Source organism: Pseudomonas paraveronii (assembly GCF_963681955.1).
Lineage (GTDB): Bacteria > Pseudomonadota > Gammaproteobacteria > Pseudomonadales > Pseudomonadaceae > Aquipseudomonas > Aquipseudomonas paraveronii.
In genome coordinates this window covers 1,936,689-1,952,875 of the sequence record NZ_OY817130.1, presented here as the reverse complement: position 1 = coordinate 1,952,875, position 16,187 = coordinate 1,936,689, and the positions used below count along the sequence as shown (strand labels likewise).

Annotated in this window: 13 protein-coding genes; 3 read left to right on the top strand and 10 right to left on the bottom strand. The window is 61.0% G+C overall.

What is annotated here, in order from left to right:
• The first annotated feature begins 211 nt into the window (after positions 1-211).
• Positions 212-1,249 (top strand): patatin-like phospholipase family protein, encoded by a 1,038-nt coding sequence (locus U5A08_RS08900; RefSeq protein ID WP_177033360.1) that lies wholly within the window; start codon positions 212-214, stop codon positions 1,247-1,249.
• A 133-nt stretch (positions 1,250-1,382) separates the two neighbouring features.
• Here U5A08_RS08900 and U5A08_RS08895 read toward each other — a convergent pair whose 3' ends face one another.
• The 6 genes from U5A08_RS08895 to kdpF all read right to left on the bottom strand — a co-directional run bounded on the left by U5A08_RS08895 (position 1,383) and on the right by kdpF (position 9,376).
• Positions 1,383-2,072 carry a response regulator gene (locus U5A08_RS08895; protein WP_177033362.1) on the bottom strand — a complete coding sequence of 230 codons (690 nt, stop codon included), beginning with the start codon at positions 2,070-2,072 and terminating at the stop codon, positions 1,383-1,385.
• Between the two features lie 37 nt (positions 2,073-2,109).
• Complete coding sequence (locus tag U5A08_RS08890; RefSeq protein ID WP_321851226.1) at positions 2,110-4,761, bottom strand: DUF4118 domain-containing protein; 2,652 nt, start codon at positions 4,759-4,761, stop codon at positions 2,110-2,112.
• Positions 4,762-4,886: 125 nt separating this feature from the next.
• On the bottom strand, positions 4,887-5,432 hold the full coding sequence (gene kdpC, locus U5A08_RS08885; RefSeq protein WP_321851225.1) for a potassium-transporting ATPase subunit KdpC: 546 nt from the start codon (positions 5,430-5,432) through the stop codon (positions 4,887-4,889).
• Positions 5,433-5,499: 67 nt separating this feature from the next.
• Positions 5,500-7,557, bottom strand: coding sequence for a potassium-transporting ATPase subunit KdpB (gene kdpB / locus U5A08_RS08880; protein ID WP_425262820.1), 2,058 nt, complete (start codon positions 7,555-7,557; stop codon positions 5,500-5,502).
• Positions 7,558-7,576: 19 nt separating this feature from the next.
• Positions 7,577-9,277 carry a potassium-transporting ATPase subunit KdpA gene (gene kdpA, locus U5A08_RS08875; RefSeq protein ID WP_321851222.1) on the bottom strand — a complete coding sequence of 567 codons (1,701 nt, stop codon included), beginning with the start codon at positions 9,275-9,277 and terminating at the stop codon, positions 7,577-7,579.
• 9 nt (positions 9,278-9,286) lie between these two features.
• Complete coding sequence (gene kdpF, locus U5A08_RS08870) at positions 9,287-9,376, bottom strand: K(+)-transporting ATPase subunit F (protein ID WP_003218754.1); 90 nt, start codon at positions 9,374-9,376, stop codon at positions 9,287-9,289.
• Positions 9,377-9,788: 412 nt separating this feature from the next.
• Here kdpF and eat point away from each other — a divergent pair, with 412 nt between their 5' ends.
• Both eat and U5A08_RS08860 read left to right on the top strand, forming a co-directional pair.
• Positions 9,789-11,153: an ethanolamine permease gene (eat, locus tag U5A08_RS08865; RefSeq protein ID WP_017848825.1), complete on the top strand. Its 1,365-nt coding sequence runs from the start codon at positions 9,789-9,791 to the stop codon at positions 11,151-11,153.
• Between the two features lie 110 nt (positions 11,154-11,263).
• Positions 11,264-11,431 (top strand): DUF2897 family protein, encoded by a 168-nt coding sequence (locus U5A08_RS08860; protein ID WP_017848826.1) that lies wholly within the window; start codon positions 11,264-11,266, stop codon positions 11,429-11,431.
• A gap of 63 nt (positions 11,432-11,494) precedes the next feature.
• On the opposite strand, the gene U5A08_RS08855 is transcribed toward U5A08_RS08860, so the two are convergent.
• From U5A08_RS08855 to U5A08_RS08835, 4 genes are all read right to left on the bottom strand, one after another.
• Positions 11,495-12,343: an urea carboxylase-associated family protein gene (locus U5A08_RS08855; protein ID WP_321851220.1), complete on the bottom strand. Its 849-nt coding sequence runs from the start codon at positions 12,341-12,343 to the stop codon at positions 11,495-11,497.
• Positions 12,344-12,358: 15 nt separating this feature from the next.
• Positions 12,359-13,003 carry a GntR family transcriptional regulator gene (locus U5A08_RS08850; protein WP_321851219.1) on the bottom strand — a complete coding sequence of 215 codons (645 nt, stop codon included), beginning with the start codon at positions 13,001-13,003 and terminating at the stop codon, positions 12,359-12,361.
• A gap of 419 nt (positions 13,004-13,422) precedes the next feature.
• On the bottom strand, positions 13,423-13,755 hold the full coding sequence (locus tag U5A08_RS08840; RefSeq protein ID WP_201022045.1) for a ComEA family DNA-binding protein: 333 nt from the start codon (positions 13,753-13,755) through the stop codon (positions 13,423-13,425).
• A 116-nt stretch (positions 13,756-13,871) separates the two neighbouring features.
• A complete protein-coding gene (locus U5A08_RS08835; RefSeq protein ID WP_321851218.1) occupies positions 13,872-15,860 on the bottom strand; it encodes a polysaccharide biosynthesis protein in 1,989 nt (662 codons plus the stop codon).
• Between the last annotated feature and the right edge of the window lie 327 nt (positions 15,861-16,187).

Here is a 16,187-nt window from a genome sequence, read left to right as displayed (position 1 = left end):
CACCTCAAAATAAAGAAAAACAGTCGGATTCTGTAGACGTTGCCTACAAAGAAAAGTGCCTTGTCCACTACCTGAAATCAGAAGCGCCTATTGCCAGAGCATACCCGAGCCCGGCCGTTATTCTGGAAAAATATTGCGCGGTTGCGCGAAGATTGAAGCCGCCCCCTCATTGGGTGCATTGTGGGCGCCTGCTTAACGAAGGACATCGACCATGAAGAAGCGTGTTGCCTTGGTGCTGGGCTCCGGTGGAGCTAGGGGCTACGCCCATATCGGGGTGATCGAGGAAATCGAACGGCGCGGCTACGACATCGCCTGTATCGCCGGCTGTTCCATGGGCGCGGTGGTGGGCGGAATCTACGCCGCCGGTAAACTCGACGAGTATCGCAACTGGATCGAAAGCCTGGATTACCTCGACGTATTACGCCTGGTCGATGTGAGCTTTCGCCTGGGTGCGATTCGCGGCGAGAAGGTCTTCGGGCAGATCCGCAAGATCGTCGGCGAAATCAACATCGAAGAGCTGCGCATCCCCTACACCGCCGTGGCCACCGACCTCACCAACCAGCAGGAAATCTGGTTCCAGGAAGGCTGCCTGCACCAGGCCATGCGCGCCTCGGCGGCGATTCCGAGCCTGTTCACCCCGGTGATGCAGGGCAACCGCATGCTGGTGGACGGCGGCCTGCTCAACCCGCTGCCGATCGTGCCCGTGGTGTCGAGCCATTGCGACTTGATCATTGCGGTCAACCTCAACGCGACCAACCAGAAACACTACCACTTGCCGGTGATCCAGCGGCCGCCGGCATTCAAGAGCCGCTTCAACAGCCTGGCGAAGTCGCTGGGTTCGCACTTGCCGTTTCGCCGCAAACAGGCCGAGCAGTTGATGAAGCTCGAGCAGGAAGCCTTGCAGGCCCACGCGGCCGAGATCAACCCGTGGCTGGAGTCGGCCGAACCCGAAGCCCAGCAACCCGCCGCCGCACCGGAAACCGCCGGGGCACCGAAGTCGGCGACCGGTTCGTTCATCATCGATAACGTCGGCCCGGCATCGTTGCTGGACCTGATCAACCAGAGCTTCGAGGTGATGCAGACATCGCTGGCGCAGTACAAGATCGCCGGCTACCCGCCGGACGTACTGATCAACGTGCCGAAGCGGGTGTGCCGGTTTTTCGAGTTCTACAAGGCGCCGGAATTGATCGCCCTGGGGCGCGAGATTGCCAGTGATACGTTGGATCGGTATGAAAGTGAGCAGCACTGAGATTGTCGGTGTGGCTGAGGGCCATATCGGGGGCAAGCCCCCTCCCACATTTTGAAATGTGTTCACAAATCAAACTGTGGGAGGGGGCTTGCCCCCGATGAGGCCCTGACAGCCAACGAAAATCCACCAGGCCTTAAGCCCCCAACAACCGATACCCCACCCCCGCCTCGGTCACGATAAACCGCGGCTGGGTCGGATCATCCGCCAGCTTCTGGCGCAGGTGGCCCACCACGATGCGCAGGTAGTGGCTGTCCTCGGTATGGGTCGGCCCCCAGATATCCTTGAGCAATTGCTGCTGGGTAATCACCCGCCCCGGATGACGCGCCAATTGCGCCAGCACTGCGTACTCCTTGCGGGTCAGCGCCACTTCGACGCCGTCCAGCAGCACCCGGCGGTAGGCCAGGTCCACTGTCAGCGGGCCGAAACACAGCGCCGCTTCCTGGGCTTCACCCGCTGGGGCCTGGCGCAACAAGGCGCGCACGCGGGCGAGAAACTCCTGGATGCCAAAGGGTTTGGTGACGTAATCGTTCGCCCCCCCATCCAGCGCCTCGACCTTCTGCACTTCGCTGGCGCGCACCGACAGCACCAGTACCGGCACCGTCGACCACTCACGAAACTCGCGCAGCACCTGCTGGCCGTCCATGTCCGGCAGGCCGAGGTCAAGTACCAGCAAATCCGGCTTGCTCAAGGCGGCCTGGGCCAGGCCTTCATTGCCGCTGCTGGCCTCGATCACTTTGTAGCCCTGGGAAGCCAGGCTGATGCGCAGGAATTTGCGGATCTGCGGTTCGTCGTCAATGACCAAAATCGTCGCGGTCTGGCTCATGGTGTCCAATCAAAATCCATCGAAAAAAGAGAGTAGCTCACACCTCGCGTTCCAGGCCAGGCTGTGTCGGCAACGGCAGGAACAGCGTGATGCAGGTGCCCCGCCCGCCAATCCCATCGGCGACGCTGATATGCCCGCCATGGGCGCCGACCATGCCCTGGCAGATCGCCAAGCCCAGGCCTGTGCCCTGCCCGCCGCGGTCGCCACGGGCAGCGGTGTAGAACATATCGAAAATCTTCGCGCGCTCGTCCTCGGGAATCCCGGGCCCCTCATCCGCCACCGCGAAGAATAGCTGGTTATCCGACACCCCGGCGCTGACTTGCAAATGGCCTTGGGCCGGCGAGAATCGGGCGGCGTTTTCCAGCACGTTGACCAGCGCTTGCTCGATCAACGCGGCATGCACATACAACAACGGCAATTCAGGCGGGACATCGATGCTCACTTGCAGCGGCGCCAGCACCGCACGTAAGCGGCCGAGGGCGCTGCCGACGATATCACCGGGCGAGACCCAGTCCCGCGCCAGCTTCAACGCGCCGTGGCCCAGGCGGGTCATGTCCAACAGGTTCTGGATATAGCGGTCGAGGCGCTCGGCTTCGTCGCGGGTGCCTTCGAGCAACTCGCGGCGATCCTCCAGCGGGATGGCTTCGCCGAGCGCCAGCAGGCTGTCGATACTGCCGCGCATGGACGTCAACGGCGTGCGCAAATCGTGGGACACCGACGCGAGCAAGGCACTGCGCAGTTGCTCGGTCTCGCCGTGCAGCCGCGCGGACTCCAGCTCCTGCGCCAATTGCGCGCGGGCCAACGCCTGGGCCAGCGGCTGGCTCAAGGCGATCAGCAAGCGACGGCGCTGGCCGCTCAGCTCCTGGCCCGGTTTCGCACTGACACCGAGCAACCCCAGCGGGCCCTCTTCGCTCGACAGCGGCCACCACCACCAGCCCCCAAACGGCAAGGTGCCGGTGCCCTTGCCTGCCGGCTGATCGTGCTGCCAGGCCCAGTCGGCGGCGGCGCGTTCGGCTTCGGTGAAGGTCAGCGGTCCGCCGGTTTCGACTTTCCAGCCGCCGTGGTCATCGCGGTTGACCAGGCACAGATCGAGGTCGCTCCAGCCTTCCAGGTGATGCGCCGCCGCGCTGATCACCGCCTGGCGATCGGTGGCAGCGGTGAGCTTGCGCGACAGGTCGAGCAGCTCGCTGGTTTCTTCCTGGGTATCGCGCAACGCCTGCAACTGCCGACGCTGGCGTGCGGCGAGGTTGCCGGTGAGTGCCGCCATCAGCAGGAAAAACAGCAGGGTCAGCACGTCTTCTTCACGCTGGATGGCGAAGGAGAATTTTGGCGGAATAAACAGGAAGTCATACGTCAGAAACGACAGCGCCGCGCACACCAGGGACGGCCCCAGGCTGCTGCGTACCGCCACCAGCAATACCGCCGCGAGAAACACCAGCGAGATATTCGGCAACGGCAACACGCTGGCGACCGCCCAGGCCAACGCCGCTGCGATCACGGTCGCCACCACCGCCAACGCATAGTCGAACCACACCAGCCCGCGTACATCCGGCAGGCGCGGCGGTGCAGGCACGTCGTCGCTGTCGAGGATGTTGATTTCCAAACCGCGTGCATTGCGCAACAGGCGCTCGGCCACGCCACCACCGAACAGCCGACGTCGCCAGTTCATCCGCGACTGCCCGACCAACACCAGGCTGGCACGGCGCTCAGCGGCATGCTGGATCAGTGTCTTGGTCACCTCTCCCGCGCGCAGCAGGACCACTTCACCGCCGAGGCGTTCGGCCAGTTGCTGGGCGTTTTGCAGGCGCAGGCGCGCTTGTTCATCGCGCACACGACCGTTATCGATATGCACCAGGCTCCATGGCAAGTGGCGTCGCTGCGCCACGCGGCTGGCATGGCGCACCAGGCGTTCGGCTTGCGCATCGCCATCGACACCGACCAGCAAGCGACCGCGCACCGCCGGCGCGGCCTGGCCGAGTTGGCGATAGCCCTGAGCCAAGTCATCGTCGACGTGGGCGGCGGCGGTCTGCATCGCCAGCTCGCGCAGGGCCGTCAGATTAGTCTGGGTGAAAAACGCATCGATGGCGGCGCGGGCCTGTTCCGGCACATACACCTTGCCGTCGCGCAAACGCTCCAGCAACTCGCGGGACGGCAGGTCGATCAGCAGCAGTTCATCGGCCTCCTGCAGCACCCAATCCGGCAGGGTTTCGCGCACCTGCACGCCGGTGATGCCACGCACCTGATCGTTGAGGCTTTCCAGGTGCTGGACGTTGACCGTGGTGAACACGTTGATGCCGGCGGCGAGCAGTTCCTGAATATCCTGCCAGCGCTTTTCATGGCGGCTGCCGGGCGCGTTGCTGTGAGCCAGTTCGTCCACCAGCACCAGTTGCGGCTTGGCGGCGAGCAGGCCGTCCAGGTCCATTTCTTCGAGCATCACGCCACGGTATTCACTGCGCAGCAACGGTTGCTGCGGCAGGCCGCTGAGCAACGCTTCAGTCTCGGCGCGGCCGTGGGTTTCGACCACGCCGGCGAGCAACCTGACGCCCTGGCGCAACTGGGTGTGGGCGGCCTGGAGCATGGCGTAGGTCTTGCCCACACCCGGCGCGGCGCCAAGGAAGACTTTGAGCCGGCCACGGCCGTCCCGGGGCAGATCGGCTAACAGGGCATCGGCGCGGCCGGAGTCGCTCATGCGCGGGGGTTCCTTCAGGGGTTTATAGGGTGTCTTTCAGGGCGCTATCGCGGGCAAGCCCGCTCCCACATTTGGAATGCATTGCCCTGTGAGAGCGGGCTTGCCCGCGATAGCGGTGCTCCTGTTTACAATTTTTCCAAGGCCATGTTCAGCGCCAGCACATTCACCACCGGCGGGCCCACCAGCGGGCTTTCGATGTGTTCATCCAGCAAGCGCTGCAGGGTGGCCACCGGCACATTCCGCGCGGCGGCTACCCGCGCCAGTTGATAGGCAATCGCCTGCGGTGGCAAGTGTGGATCAAGACCGCTGCCGGAGGTCGTCAGCGAAGCTAACGGCACCGGGCCTTGAGCGGGCACGAACTGTTTATTCGCGTCATCGAACACGCGCGTGGCCAGCGCCGGGTTGCTCGGCCCCAGGTTGCTCGCGCCGCTGGAAACAGTCGCAAAGGCACCTGCAGACGGACGCGGGTGGAACCAGCTGTCACCGGTAAAGTCCTGGGCGATCAGGCTGGAGCCGCGCACCTTGCCGCTGGCGTCGCGCACCAGGCTGCCGTTGGCCTGGTCCGGGAAGGCGACCTGGGCGACGCCGGTCACCACCAGCGGGTAGGCGACGCCAGTGATCAGGGTCATGAGGACCAGCAGGCTCAGGGCCGGGCGGATGATGTTGGACATTTCAATTTCCTCAATTCGGTCATTGCAACCTGTGGCCACCGTCTTGCCGGTGCCCACAGGAATCAGGTCAAACCAGGTGCAGCGCGGTCAGTAACATGTCGATCACCTTGATGCCCACGAACGGCACCAGCAGGCCGCCCAAGCCGTAGATCAACAGGTTGCGCCGCAGCAACGCCGCAGCACTCGCCGCCTGCACTCGCACACCGCGCAGCGCCAGGGGAATCAGCACGACGATGATCAGTGCGTTGAACACGATGGCCGAGAGGATCGCGCTCTGCGGGCTCTGCAAGTGCATCACGTTGAGCACACCCAGTTGCGGGTAGATCGAGGCGAACAGCGCCGGCAGGATCGCGAAGTACTTGGCCACGTCGTTGGCGATGGAAAAGGTGGTCAGCGCGCCGCGCGTCACCAGCAATTCCTTGCCGATCTGCACCACGTCCAGCAGCTTGGTCGGGTCGCTGTCGAGGTCGACCATGTTGGCCGCTTCACGCGCAGCCTGGGTACCGTCGTTCATCGCCATGCCGACGTCCGCCTGGGCCAGCGCCGGAGCGTCGTTGGCGCCGTCGCCGCACATCGCCACCAGTCGACCGTCGTTCTGTTCGTGGCGAATCCGCGCGAGTTTTTTCTCCGGGGTGGCTTCGGCCAACACGTCGTCCACACCGGCTTCGGCGGCAATCGCGGCCGCTGTCAGCGGGTTGTCGCCGGTGACCATCACGGTACGAATCCCCAGCTTGCGCAGCTCGGCAAACCGTTCGCGGATGCCGGGCTTGACCACGTCCTTCAGATGGATCGCACCGAGCAACTTGCCATCGGCGCACACCAGCAACGGCGTGCCGCCGCTCTGGGCGATCTTGTCGATTTCCCGCGACAGGGCCGGTTGCAGATCACTACGAGGCTGACCGATAAACGCCAGCAGCGAGTCCACGGCGCCTTTGCGGAATACGCGGCCCTGATAGTCGACGCCGGACAAACGGGTTTCGGCGGTGAACGGTACGGCGGTCAGTTCCGCCAGGGACGGCTCGGCTTGCGGGTGCAAGGCACGTAGGTATTCGACGATGGATTTGCCTTCGGCGGTGTCGTCCGCCAGGGACGCCAGCAGCGCGCCCTCGGCCAATTCCCGGCCGCTCACACCCGGCGCCGCAACCACTGCCGAGCAGCGGCGGTTACCAAAGGTGATGGTGCCGGTCTTGTCCAGCAGCAACACATGCACGTCCCCCGCCGCTTCCACGGCGCGACCGGACTTGGCGATCACGTTGAGGCGCACCAGGCGGTCCATGCCGGCGATACCGATGGCCGACAGCAAGCCACCGATGGTGGTAGGAATCAGCGTCACCAGCAGTGCGACCAGGAACACCAGAGGCAAGCTGCCATTGGCGAAGTGGGCGAACGGCTGCAGGGTCACGACCACCAGCAGGAAGATCAGGGTCAGGCCGATCAGCAGGATATCCAGCGCCACTTCGTTGGGGGTTTTCTGGCGTTTGGCGCCTTCGACCAGCGCGATCATGCGGTCCAGCGTGGACTCGCCGGGGTTGGCGGTGATGCGGATCAGCAGCCAATCCGAAACCAGGCGCGTGTTGCCGGTGACGGCCGAGCGATCGCCGCCGGATTCGCGGATCACTGGCGCGGATTCGCCGGTGATCGCCGCTTCGTTGACCGCCGCGATACCTTCGATGACCTCGCCGTCGCCGGGGATCATTTCCCCGGCGGCGACGCGTACCACATCACCTTTGCGCAGGCCGGTGGCCGGCACGACCTTGAAGCTGCCATCGGCCTCTTGGCGACGTGCGCTGAGGCCTTCGCTGCCGGCCTTGAGGCTATCGGCGCGGGCCTTGCCACGCCCTTCGGCCAGGGCCTCGGCGAAGTTGGCGAACAGCACGGTGAACCACAGCCACACGGCGATTTGCACGGCGACGAAGGTCGGCACAGTGGTGTCGGGCACGAAGCACAACACGGTGGTGAGGATGGCAGTCAGTTCGACCACCAGCATCACCGGCGAGCGTTGCAGTTGCCGAGGGTCGAGCTTGACGAACGCTTGGACCAACGCCGGGCGCCACAGCGCGGAGATCGCGGTTTTGGCGGGCTCGTGGGTTTTGACCGGCGTCGCGTTTTTTGCAGGCATATTCATTTTCATATCCCTCGGCTCTTCATTTAAAAGCAGCCATGCTCAGGTGTTCAGCAATAGGGCCCAGTGCCAGTGTCGGCAGGAAGGTCAGGCCGCCCACCAGCAAAATGGTCACGGTCAACAGGGTCACGAACAGCGGGCCATGGGTGGGGAAGCTGTTCTGACCAATCGGTGCGGTCTTCTTCATCGCCAGGCTGCCGGCCAGGGCCAGTACCGGGAGGATGTAGCCGAAGCGACCGATCAACATGCCCAGGCCCAGCATCAAGTTGTGGAACGGGGTGTTGGCACTGAAGCCGCCGAACGCCGAGCCGTTGTTGGCACTGGCCGAGGTGTAGGCATAGAGCAACTGGCTGAAACCGTGGGGACCAGGGTTGCTGATCGCACCGGCCGGACCGGGCAGGCTGGCTGCAATGGCACCGAGCACCAGTACGCCGATCGGCATCACCATCAGGGTCACGACCAGCAATTGCACTTCCTTGGCCTGCAGCTTCTTGCCCAGGTATTCCGGGGTGCGGCCGATCATCAGCCCGGCGAGGAACACCGCGATCAACACGTTGAGCAACATGCCGTACATACCGGCACCGACGCCGCCGAAGATCACTTCGCCGACCATCATGTTGACCAGTGCCACCATCCCGCTGAGAGGGCTGAGGCTGTCATGCATGCCGTTGACCGAACCGTTGGATGCCGCGGTGGTGGTCACCGACCACAACACAGTGCCGGTGGTGCCGAAACGCGCTTCCTTACCTTCCAGCGGCGCGGTTTGCTCAACCGCCGGGTTGTTCAGGCTCGGGTTGGGCTGGTATTCGGCCCACAGCGAGGTTGCGCCGCCGATCAGGAACAGGGCCAGCATGCAGGCGAGAATCGCCCGGCTCTGACGCAGGTCCTTCACGTAATGGCCGAAGGTAAACACCAGCGCCACCGGGATCAGGATGATCGCTGACAACTCGAACAAGTTGGCCCAGGCCGTCGGGTTTTCAAACGGGTGCGCCGAGTTCACGCCAAAGAAGCCACCGCCGTTGGTGCCTATTTGCTTGATCGCAATCTGGCTGGCCGCCGGGCCTAAAGGGATCACCTGGTCGACGCCTTGCATGGTCACGGCATCAACGTAATGCGCGAAGGTTTGCGGCACGCCCTGCCACACCAGGAACAACGCCATCACCAGGCACAACGGCAACAGGCCGTAAAGCGTGGCGCGGGTCATGTCGACCCAGAAGTTGCCCAAGGTCTTGGTGGATTTGCGACCGATCCCACGGCACAGCGCGACCAGGACGGCAAGACCGGTGGCCGCACTGACGAAGTTCTGCACGGTGAGGCCGGCCATCTGGCTGAGGTAGCTCAGGGACGCTTCACCGCTGTAGGACTGCCAGTTGGTGTTGGTCATGAAACTGATCGCGGTGTTGAAGGCCAGAGTCCACTCCAGGCCCGGCAACTTCTGCGGGTTCAGCGGGAAGTTGCCCTGGAACAACAGGATCGCGAACAGCAACACAAATCCGGCGAGGTTGAACGCGAGCAAAGCCAGCATGTATTTCTGCCAGCTCTGTTCCTGCTGCTCGTCCACGCCCGACAGGCGATAGCACGCGCGCTCCACGGGGCCGAGCAGCGGCGTGAGCCAAGTGCGCTGGCCTTCCATCACCTTGTAGTAGAACCGCCCCAGGAAGGGGGCCGGCACCAGCACCACGGCGAAGAAGGCGATGATCAGCCAATAGTCATAACTGTGCATAGCCTGCTCCTAGTTCCGATCCGCGCGTAACAGCGCAACCAGCAGATAAATGAACAGCGCCACGGCCAATAGCAGTGACACCCCGTCCAGAACGCTCATGGAAGTCTCTCCGTTTAGCGGCGAGTGCCGCGTGTGGGGCAATTGTCGGCAGGAGTGGTGTAAAGGAACGAGAGCGAGGGGGTGGATGGGGCGTAAAGATGGCGTAAAGACTGGGTTTATGCGGGGTTTACACCGGGGATTTCGGCGCCTGGGCGGGCGCTATCGGGAGCAAGCGCCCTCCCACACTTGACCGAGTTGTCATCCCGAGCGCCGATCAACCTGTGGGAGGGCGCTTGCTCCCGATAGCGCCGGTACAGTCACCCCCGCACCTATCTGGTGCAACGCCGGAAAATTTCAAACGCCAAACCATCCCCCACACGACAGTTGCGCATCTTTACGACACGATTTTCTGGAGTGGCATGGCCGCTGCAACACTTTGAATCATTCCAACCGGTTCAGGGAGCGCAGCACGATGAACACACAACTCAAACCCACTTTGGGCACCCTGCATTTGTGGGGCATCGCGGTCGGGCTGGTGATTTCCGGGGAATACTTCGGCTGGAGTTACGGGTGGGGCGTGGCGGGAACGCTGGGCTTTCTGGTGACCTCATTGATGGTCGCCGCGATGTACACCTGCTTTATCTTCAGTTTCACCGAACTGACCACCGCCATTCCCCACGCCGGCGGTCCTTTTGCCTACAGCCGCCGCGCCTTTGGTGAGAAAGGCGGCCTGATCGCGGGCCTGGCGACGCTGATCGAATTCGTGTTCGCCCCGCCCGCCATCGCCTTGGCCATCGGCGCTTATCTGAATGTGCAGTTTCCCGCCCTCGACCCGAAACACGCAGCCGTCGGCGCCTACATCGTGTTCATGGGCCTGAACATCCTCGGCGTGAAACTCGCCGCTACCTTCGAACTGGTGGTGTGCGTACTCGCCGTCGCCGAACTGCTGGTGTTCATGGGCGTAGTCGCCCCCGCGTTCAGCTTCAGCAACTTCGCCCTCAATGGCTGGGCCGGCTCCGACACCTTCGGCGCCCCGGCGATTGCCGGAATGTTCGCGGCGATCCCCTTCGCCATCTGGTTCTTCCTCGCCATCGAAGGCGCGGCCATGGCGGCCGAGGAAGCGAAAGATCCCAAGCGCACCATTCCAAAAGCCTACATCAGCGGCATCCTGACCCTGGTGATCCTGGCCATGGGCGTGATGTTCTTCGCCGGCGGCGTGGGCGACTGGCGCACCCTGTCGAACATCAACGACCCGCTGCCCCAGGCGATGAAAACCGTGGTCGGTGAAAGCTCCGGCTGGCTGCACATGCTGGTGTGGATCGGCCTGTTCGGTTTGGTGGCGAGCTTCCACGGCATCATCCTTGGCTACTCGCGCCAATTCTTCGCCCTGGCTCGGGCCGGCTACCTGCCGTCGTTCCTGGCCAAACTGTCGCGCTTTCACACACCACACCGGGCAATCATCGCCGGTGGCGTGGTCGGCATTGCCGCCATCTACAGCGACGGCCTGATCAACCTGGGCGGCATGACCCTGACCGCAGCAATGATCACCATGGCCGTATTCGGCGCCATCGTGATGTACATCATGAGCATGCTCAGCCTGTTCAAACTGCGTAAGACCGAACCGCTGCTGGAACGCACCTTCCGCGCACCGGGCTACCCGATCGTGCCGGGGATTGCGCTGGTACTGGCGGTGGTGTGCCTGGTAGCCATGGCCTGGTTCAACGCGCTGATCGGCATGATCTTCCTCGGCTTCATGGTGGTCGGTTTCATCTACTTCCAAATGACCGCGCACGACCGCGCCGCCGCACCGGCAGATGCAATGTTGACCGGGCTCTAAGGTTTTGAGGCGGAACAGGCCTACACTGAACTACTCAGAAAGCCTGTAACTCAAAGCAGTTATTACCGTGGGAAAAACCTCCCACGGCAATCTGCCTCAAGGAGAGCGTTATGCCGTGGTATGCATGGTTGATTATGGTGGTTGCGATCGGGTCGATCGTCGGCGGGCTGCTGATGCTGCGTGACAGCGCCAACAAAGTGGAACTCACCGACGAACAACGCAAACGCGTGGCCGAGCGCAATGCGCAGGCGGATGCCAAGGACTCGCAGGACCGCTGACCTGGTTTGCCCTGTGGCGAGGGAGCTTGCTCCCGTTGGGCTGCGAAGCAGCCCCCTCCCCGGTTACTCCCAATCTGCCTTGGCAATCTGCAACCCGTGCAGTCCCTTATAGGCAGCACGCTCAGGCGAGCTCCAGCCGTTCAGCAACTCTTCTTCCAATCGATAAATCTCAACCCCCAGCGGACGGCACACCGTCAGCGGGTCCTGCGCATCCGGCCCCCACATCGGCAGCGACAGATCCCCACCCGGGCAAGTCGACAGCGCACATAGCAAATCAATCTCGGCAAAAAACTCCAGGTAATCGCCCTTCTGCGCCGGGCACGCCTTCATGAAATACATGTCGTCGTGATTCAGGCCCGTGCACTGGAAAATATTCAGCACGTCATGCACGTCAAATTCCGTCAGACCGTGAGGCAACACCGCACGAGTCAGGTTCGAGTGGCAGTGATGATGGAAATCTTCACCAGTGAGCATGCGGTTCACATACGGGTCGCAGCGCGTACCGAGCAAATCGTGCAGGCGCCCGCCGTGTTCATCAATGCCGTAACTCGCCAGGCTGTCATCGGTGATGGTCACCAGCGGCCGCAGGAACGGCAGGTTCGACCACAGTCGGTCATGGGTGCTGACATGCGCACCCTGCAACTGGCGCGTGCGCGCGGCCCATAAGCGCTCGCGGGGATCATTCGCGTTCCACACGTTGAAATCGCCGACCTGCGGACCGACCGGCGTGGTGACGCGAAACACATGCCCGGCCGGTACCTTCCACGCCCTGCCCGTGCGGATGGGCACCTCGAACTGCTCGATCAAAGTGCGCTGATCCTTGCGCTCACGAATACGCTCATAAAACGCTGTGTCGACCTGCAACGCCGAACCTTTGCTGACCTGGTAAGCGGCTGGATAGTCTTTGTACATGCTGCGGTTCCTCGATCAAGGGTGCGTAAACAGGGCTAACGAAAGGCGTTCGGAATCATCCAGGTACAGGCTCATCGCCTCGCCCGCCGCCGGTTTATTTCCGTGGATCAGTAACTCGTATATTTCACGATCACGCTCCAGCCAGGGCGACTGAAAGCGCTGTTCATCGGGGGCGGCGCAAAACACCAGACGCAATTGGGCGATTACCTGAGCGAAAAACTCATCGAACAGCGGGCTGCGCATCAGCCCGACAATCTGCTGGTGAAACACCAGGCTGTGGGTGGCCACCGCACGCCAGTCCTCGCGCTCGCGGGCCAGCGTGGTGGCCTCGATGGCGTTTTGCATACGCTCGGATTGGTCTTGGGTGAGCGCACCGCTCTGGGCAATGGCCTGCAATTCAAGGGTACGACGGACGACAAATAAATCCCGCACCTCTTCGCGCTCCACCCGACGCACCATCACGCCCTTGTTACGCACATAGCGCGTCAACCCTTCCTGCCCCAAACGGTGCAACGCCTCACGAATCGTATTGCGCGACGCGTTATAGGCCTTGACCAACTCCACCTCGACCAGCGCCATTCCCGGCAACAGTCGGCCACCGATGATATCGGCACGCAGTTCCAGGGCGATCTGGTCGGCTAAGGACAAGCTGAATGGCATCGTTACCTCACGATTGTTGAACAATCCTCCCTGTGACAGTAATCACTTTCCATGCCAACGCCACCCCGTGGGTAAAAATTCAGCTTGGTTAACATGTCGGCACGTCTACGAGGCAGGCTATGCGCTATTCACACGACCACAACGCTCTAACCCGCATCATCAAGGAAGCCTCCGTCTGCTTTTGCCGCGATGGCGTCCGCGCCACCGGCTGCCGCCCTTGATGAAAGCACTGAACCTGACCCATGTCGGGTTCTATGCACACATCTCAAATCCAAGGATGAAGGGGTGCTGGGCAGAAGTGTCGAGAGCGCTGAATTGGCGACGCGCATCATGGGCGGGTACGTGAACGTTTGAAGGCGCAGCTATTGCACTATAAAAAGGCCGGTCAATAACCGGCCTCCTCGGCGAACACTGCCCCCTTAGTTGATCGCTAGCCTGTCGCGATTCCGCTCCAGCAGTGCCTTGCCGATCCCCTTAACCTCCAACAACTCATCAAGCGCCTTGAAAGGGCCGTTGCTGTTGCGGTAAGCAACGATAGCCCTCGCCTTTGCGGCGCCAATGCCCAGGAGATCACGTTGCAAGGCTTCAGCATCTGCAGCGTTGAGATTGACCTTGGTGGACTGCTCCACCGGGTTCATCTGGCCAGAGCGGATGGTAGCGGGCTCGGGCGTGATCGCAGGCGCCGCGGTAGTTGCTACCGAGATGCTCGCAAGGAGGGCGAAAACGAGGGAGGAAAAACAAGCGTTTGGCATGAGTGACGCTCCATGACATCAATGAGTGAAAGCAGCTTTTCCAAAGCTGCTTCTCTAACTTAGGTGATGTGCGTAGAGAGTCAAAAATGGCTGCGTTACAGCGTGTGAATTCAGGGTTAAAGCCGGTGCCGTTGATAGATCAGGTCGACAATTTCGCCATCCGGAGAGTAACCACTGACGGTGTCACGCAAGAGTTGGCGGACGCGGGAGTAATCATCCACATCTACCGCTGCAAGCAGCTCACTCAATTTGCCTTTCAGGACATCCCATGACAGGAAGTCTTCATTGGCACTCATGATCATCGGATGCTGCGTGGCGACTACGTTGTCGCCGATAAGCAACTCTTCATAAAGTTTTTCGCCAGGACGCAGCCCAGTGAATTCAATGGCGATATCGCCATGGGGATTTTTGTCGGAACGAACGCTCAGGCCGGAAAGGTGAATCATTTTCTCCGCCAACTCGACAATTTTCACCGGCTCGCCCATATCCAGCACAAATACATCACCGCCCAGCCCCATGGAGCCGGCCTGGATGACCAACTGTGCCGCTTCGGGGATCGTCATGAAATAGCGTGTGATTTTTGGGTGAGTGACGGTCAAAGGGCCGCCGGACTTGATTTGTTTGTGAAAAAGCGGAATGACGGAGCCTGATGAACCCAGCACATTACCGAATCTCACCATCGTAAAGCGAGTCTTGTTGACGCGGGAAAAACCCGACCTATCACCGAACATAACCGGCGCTTTCTCACGGCTGAGCGCCTGTAATGCCAGTTCTGCAAGTCGTTTTGTACTGCCCATCACATTGGTAGGACGAACAGCTTTGTCGGTGGAAATCAGTACAAAGTTAGCGACCCCCGCCTGAAGAGCAGCCTGGGCGGTATTGAGCGTGCCAATGACATTGTTCAACACGCCTTCGGCAATATTGTGCTCGACAATCGGAACATGCTTATAAGCGGCAGCATGGTAAACCGTGTCGATATGCCAGCATTTCATCACATCGAGCAACTTAGTCTCGTTGCGCACAGAGCCCAGCATCGGTAACAGCTTAACCGGCAATGACTCGCGTGCGACTCGGTACTCAAGCTCAGATAAAATGCTGTAAAGATTGAATTCGCTATGCTCATACAGCAGCAGCGTCGTGGGCTTTAGTGCAAGGATCTGGCGACAAAGCTCCGAACCAATTGATCCACCTGCGCCCGTGACCATCACCGACTGGCCGACGATGCAACGCTCGAGGAGATCCTCTTGAGCAGGTACGGCGTCGCGCCCCAACAGGTCGGCGATATCCACTTCTTGGATGTCGTCCACTTTGACTCGACCACTCGCAAGATCCATGAAGCCCGGAACGCTGCGAACATGAAGCGGGAAACGTTCAAGATAGCTCAGAATTTCTCGCCTGCGCCCCCGATTTGCCGACGGTACCGCCAGCAGGATTTCCTGTGCGCCTGTGGCGTCGATCATCTGCTCGATATGTTTGGGCTTGAACACTTGCAAGCCTGAAATCACACGACCGGCAATGCTCCTATCATCGTCGATGAACGCGACAGGACGCATGACTCGGCCCATGCGTAATGCTGCAACCAGTTGGTTGCCCGCTGAACCGGCACCGTAGATAGCAACCTTCGTCAAGCCGTCATCGCGACTAGTGAACGGAACATGCTGTACTCCGGTAAACCAGTCCCCCAAGAAATATTGACGCATTGCCAAGCGCAAGCCGCCAATCATAATCATGCTCAACCACCAGTAGTTAAAAATAACCGAGCGCGGGACAACTATCTGATGATTGCTATAGACATAGACGAACATACCGAGGATGAGCGAGGAAAGACTGACTGCCTTGATTATTGTGACAAGCGCATCGTTGCCGAAATAGCGCATCACCGCCCGGTACATGCCAAAACGGATAAACAGAGGGACAGCGACGATAGGAGCACTCACAAACAGCCACAAGTGATGCCGAACAGGCTCGTTCATTTCGAAAATGCCGAGACGGACGACAAAAGCCATCCACAACGAAAGCCATACCAGCACCACATCTGCAAGCACTTGCAGAATGCGCTTGTGTCGGCGCGGAAGATTCAATAAAAAAACTCTTACCTTATCCATGACCCTCTCGAACACCTCTCCAGTCTTCCAAAATCAAAAAATGAACAGCTACCCTTGAGTCCGCCAAAAATCGATTTACGATGATTGATCGGTGCTGAACAAGCGCCATACAGGCGTGGCACCCGAAGCACAAAAAAGGCTCATCCGGCACGGGAACCAGAAACGAGGCAGGGCCTTACGACTCACCACAGATCCAATCCCGATATGATACTCAGGTTGTACCACAAATCCTCTGCAATTCCCTGAGCCAGGGGCAACCGACTGGCTGACCCGAAGCGCACGTACACGTTGTTGGCAGGCCAATCCATGCGTAGGAAAACTCAGAGA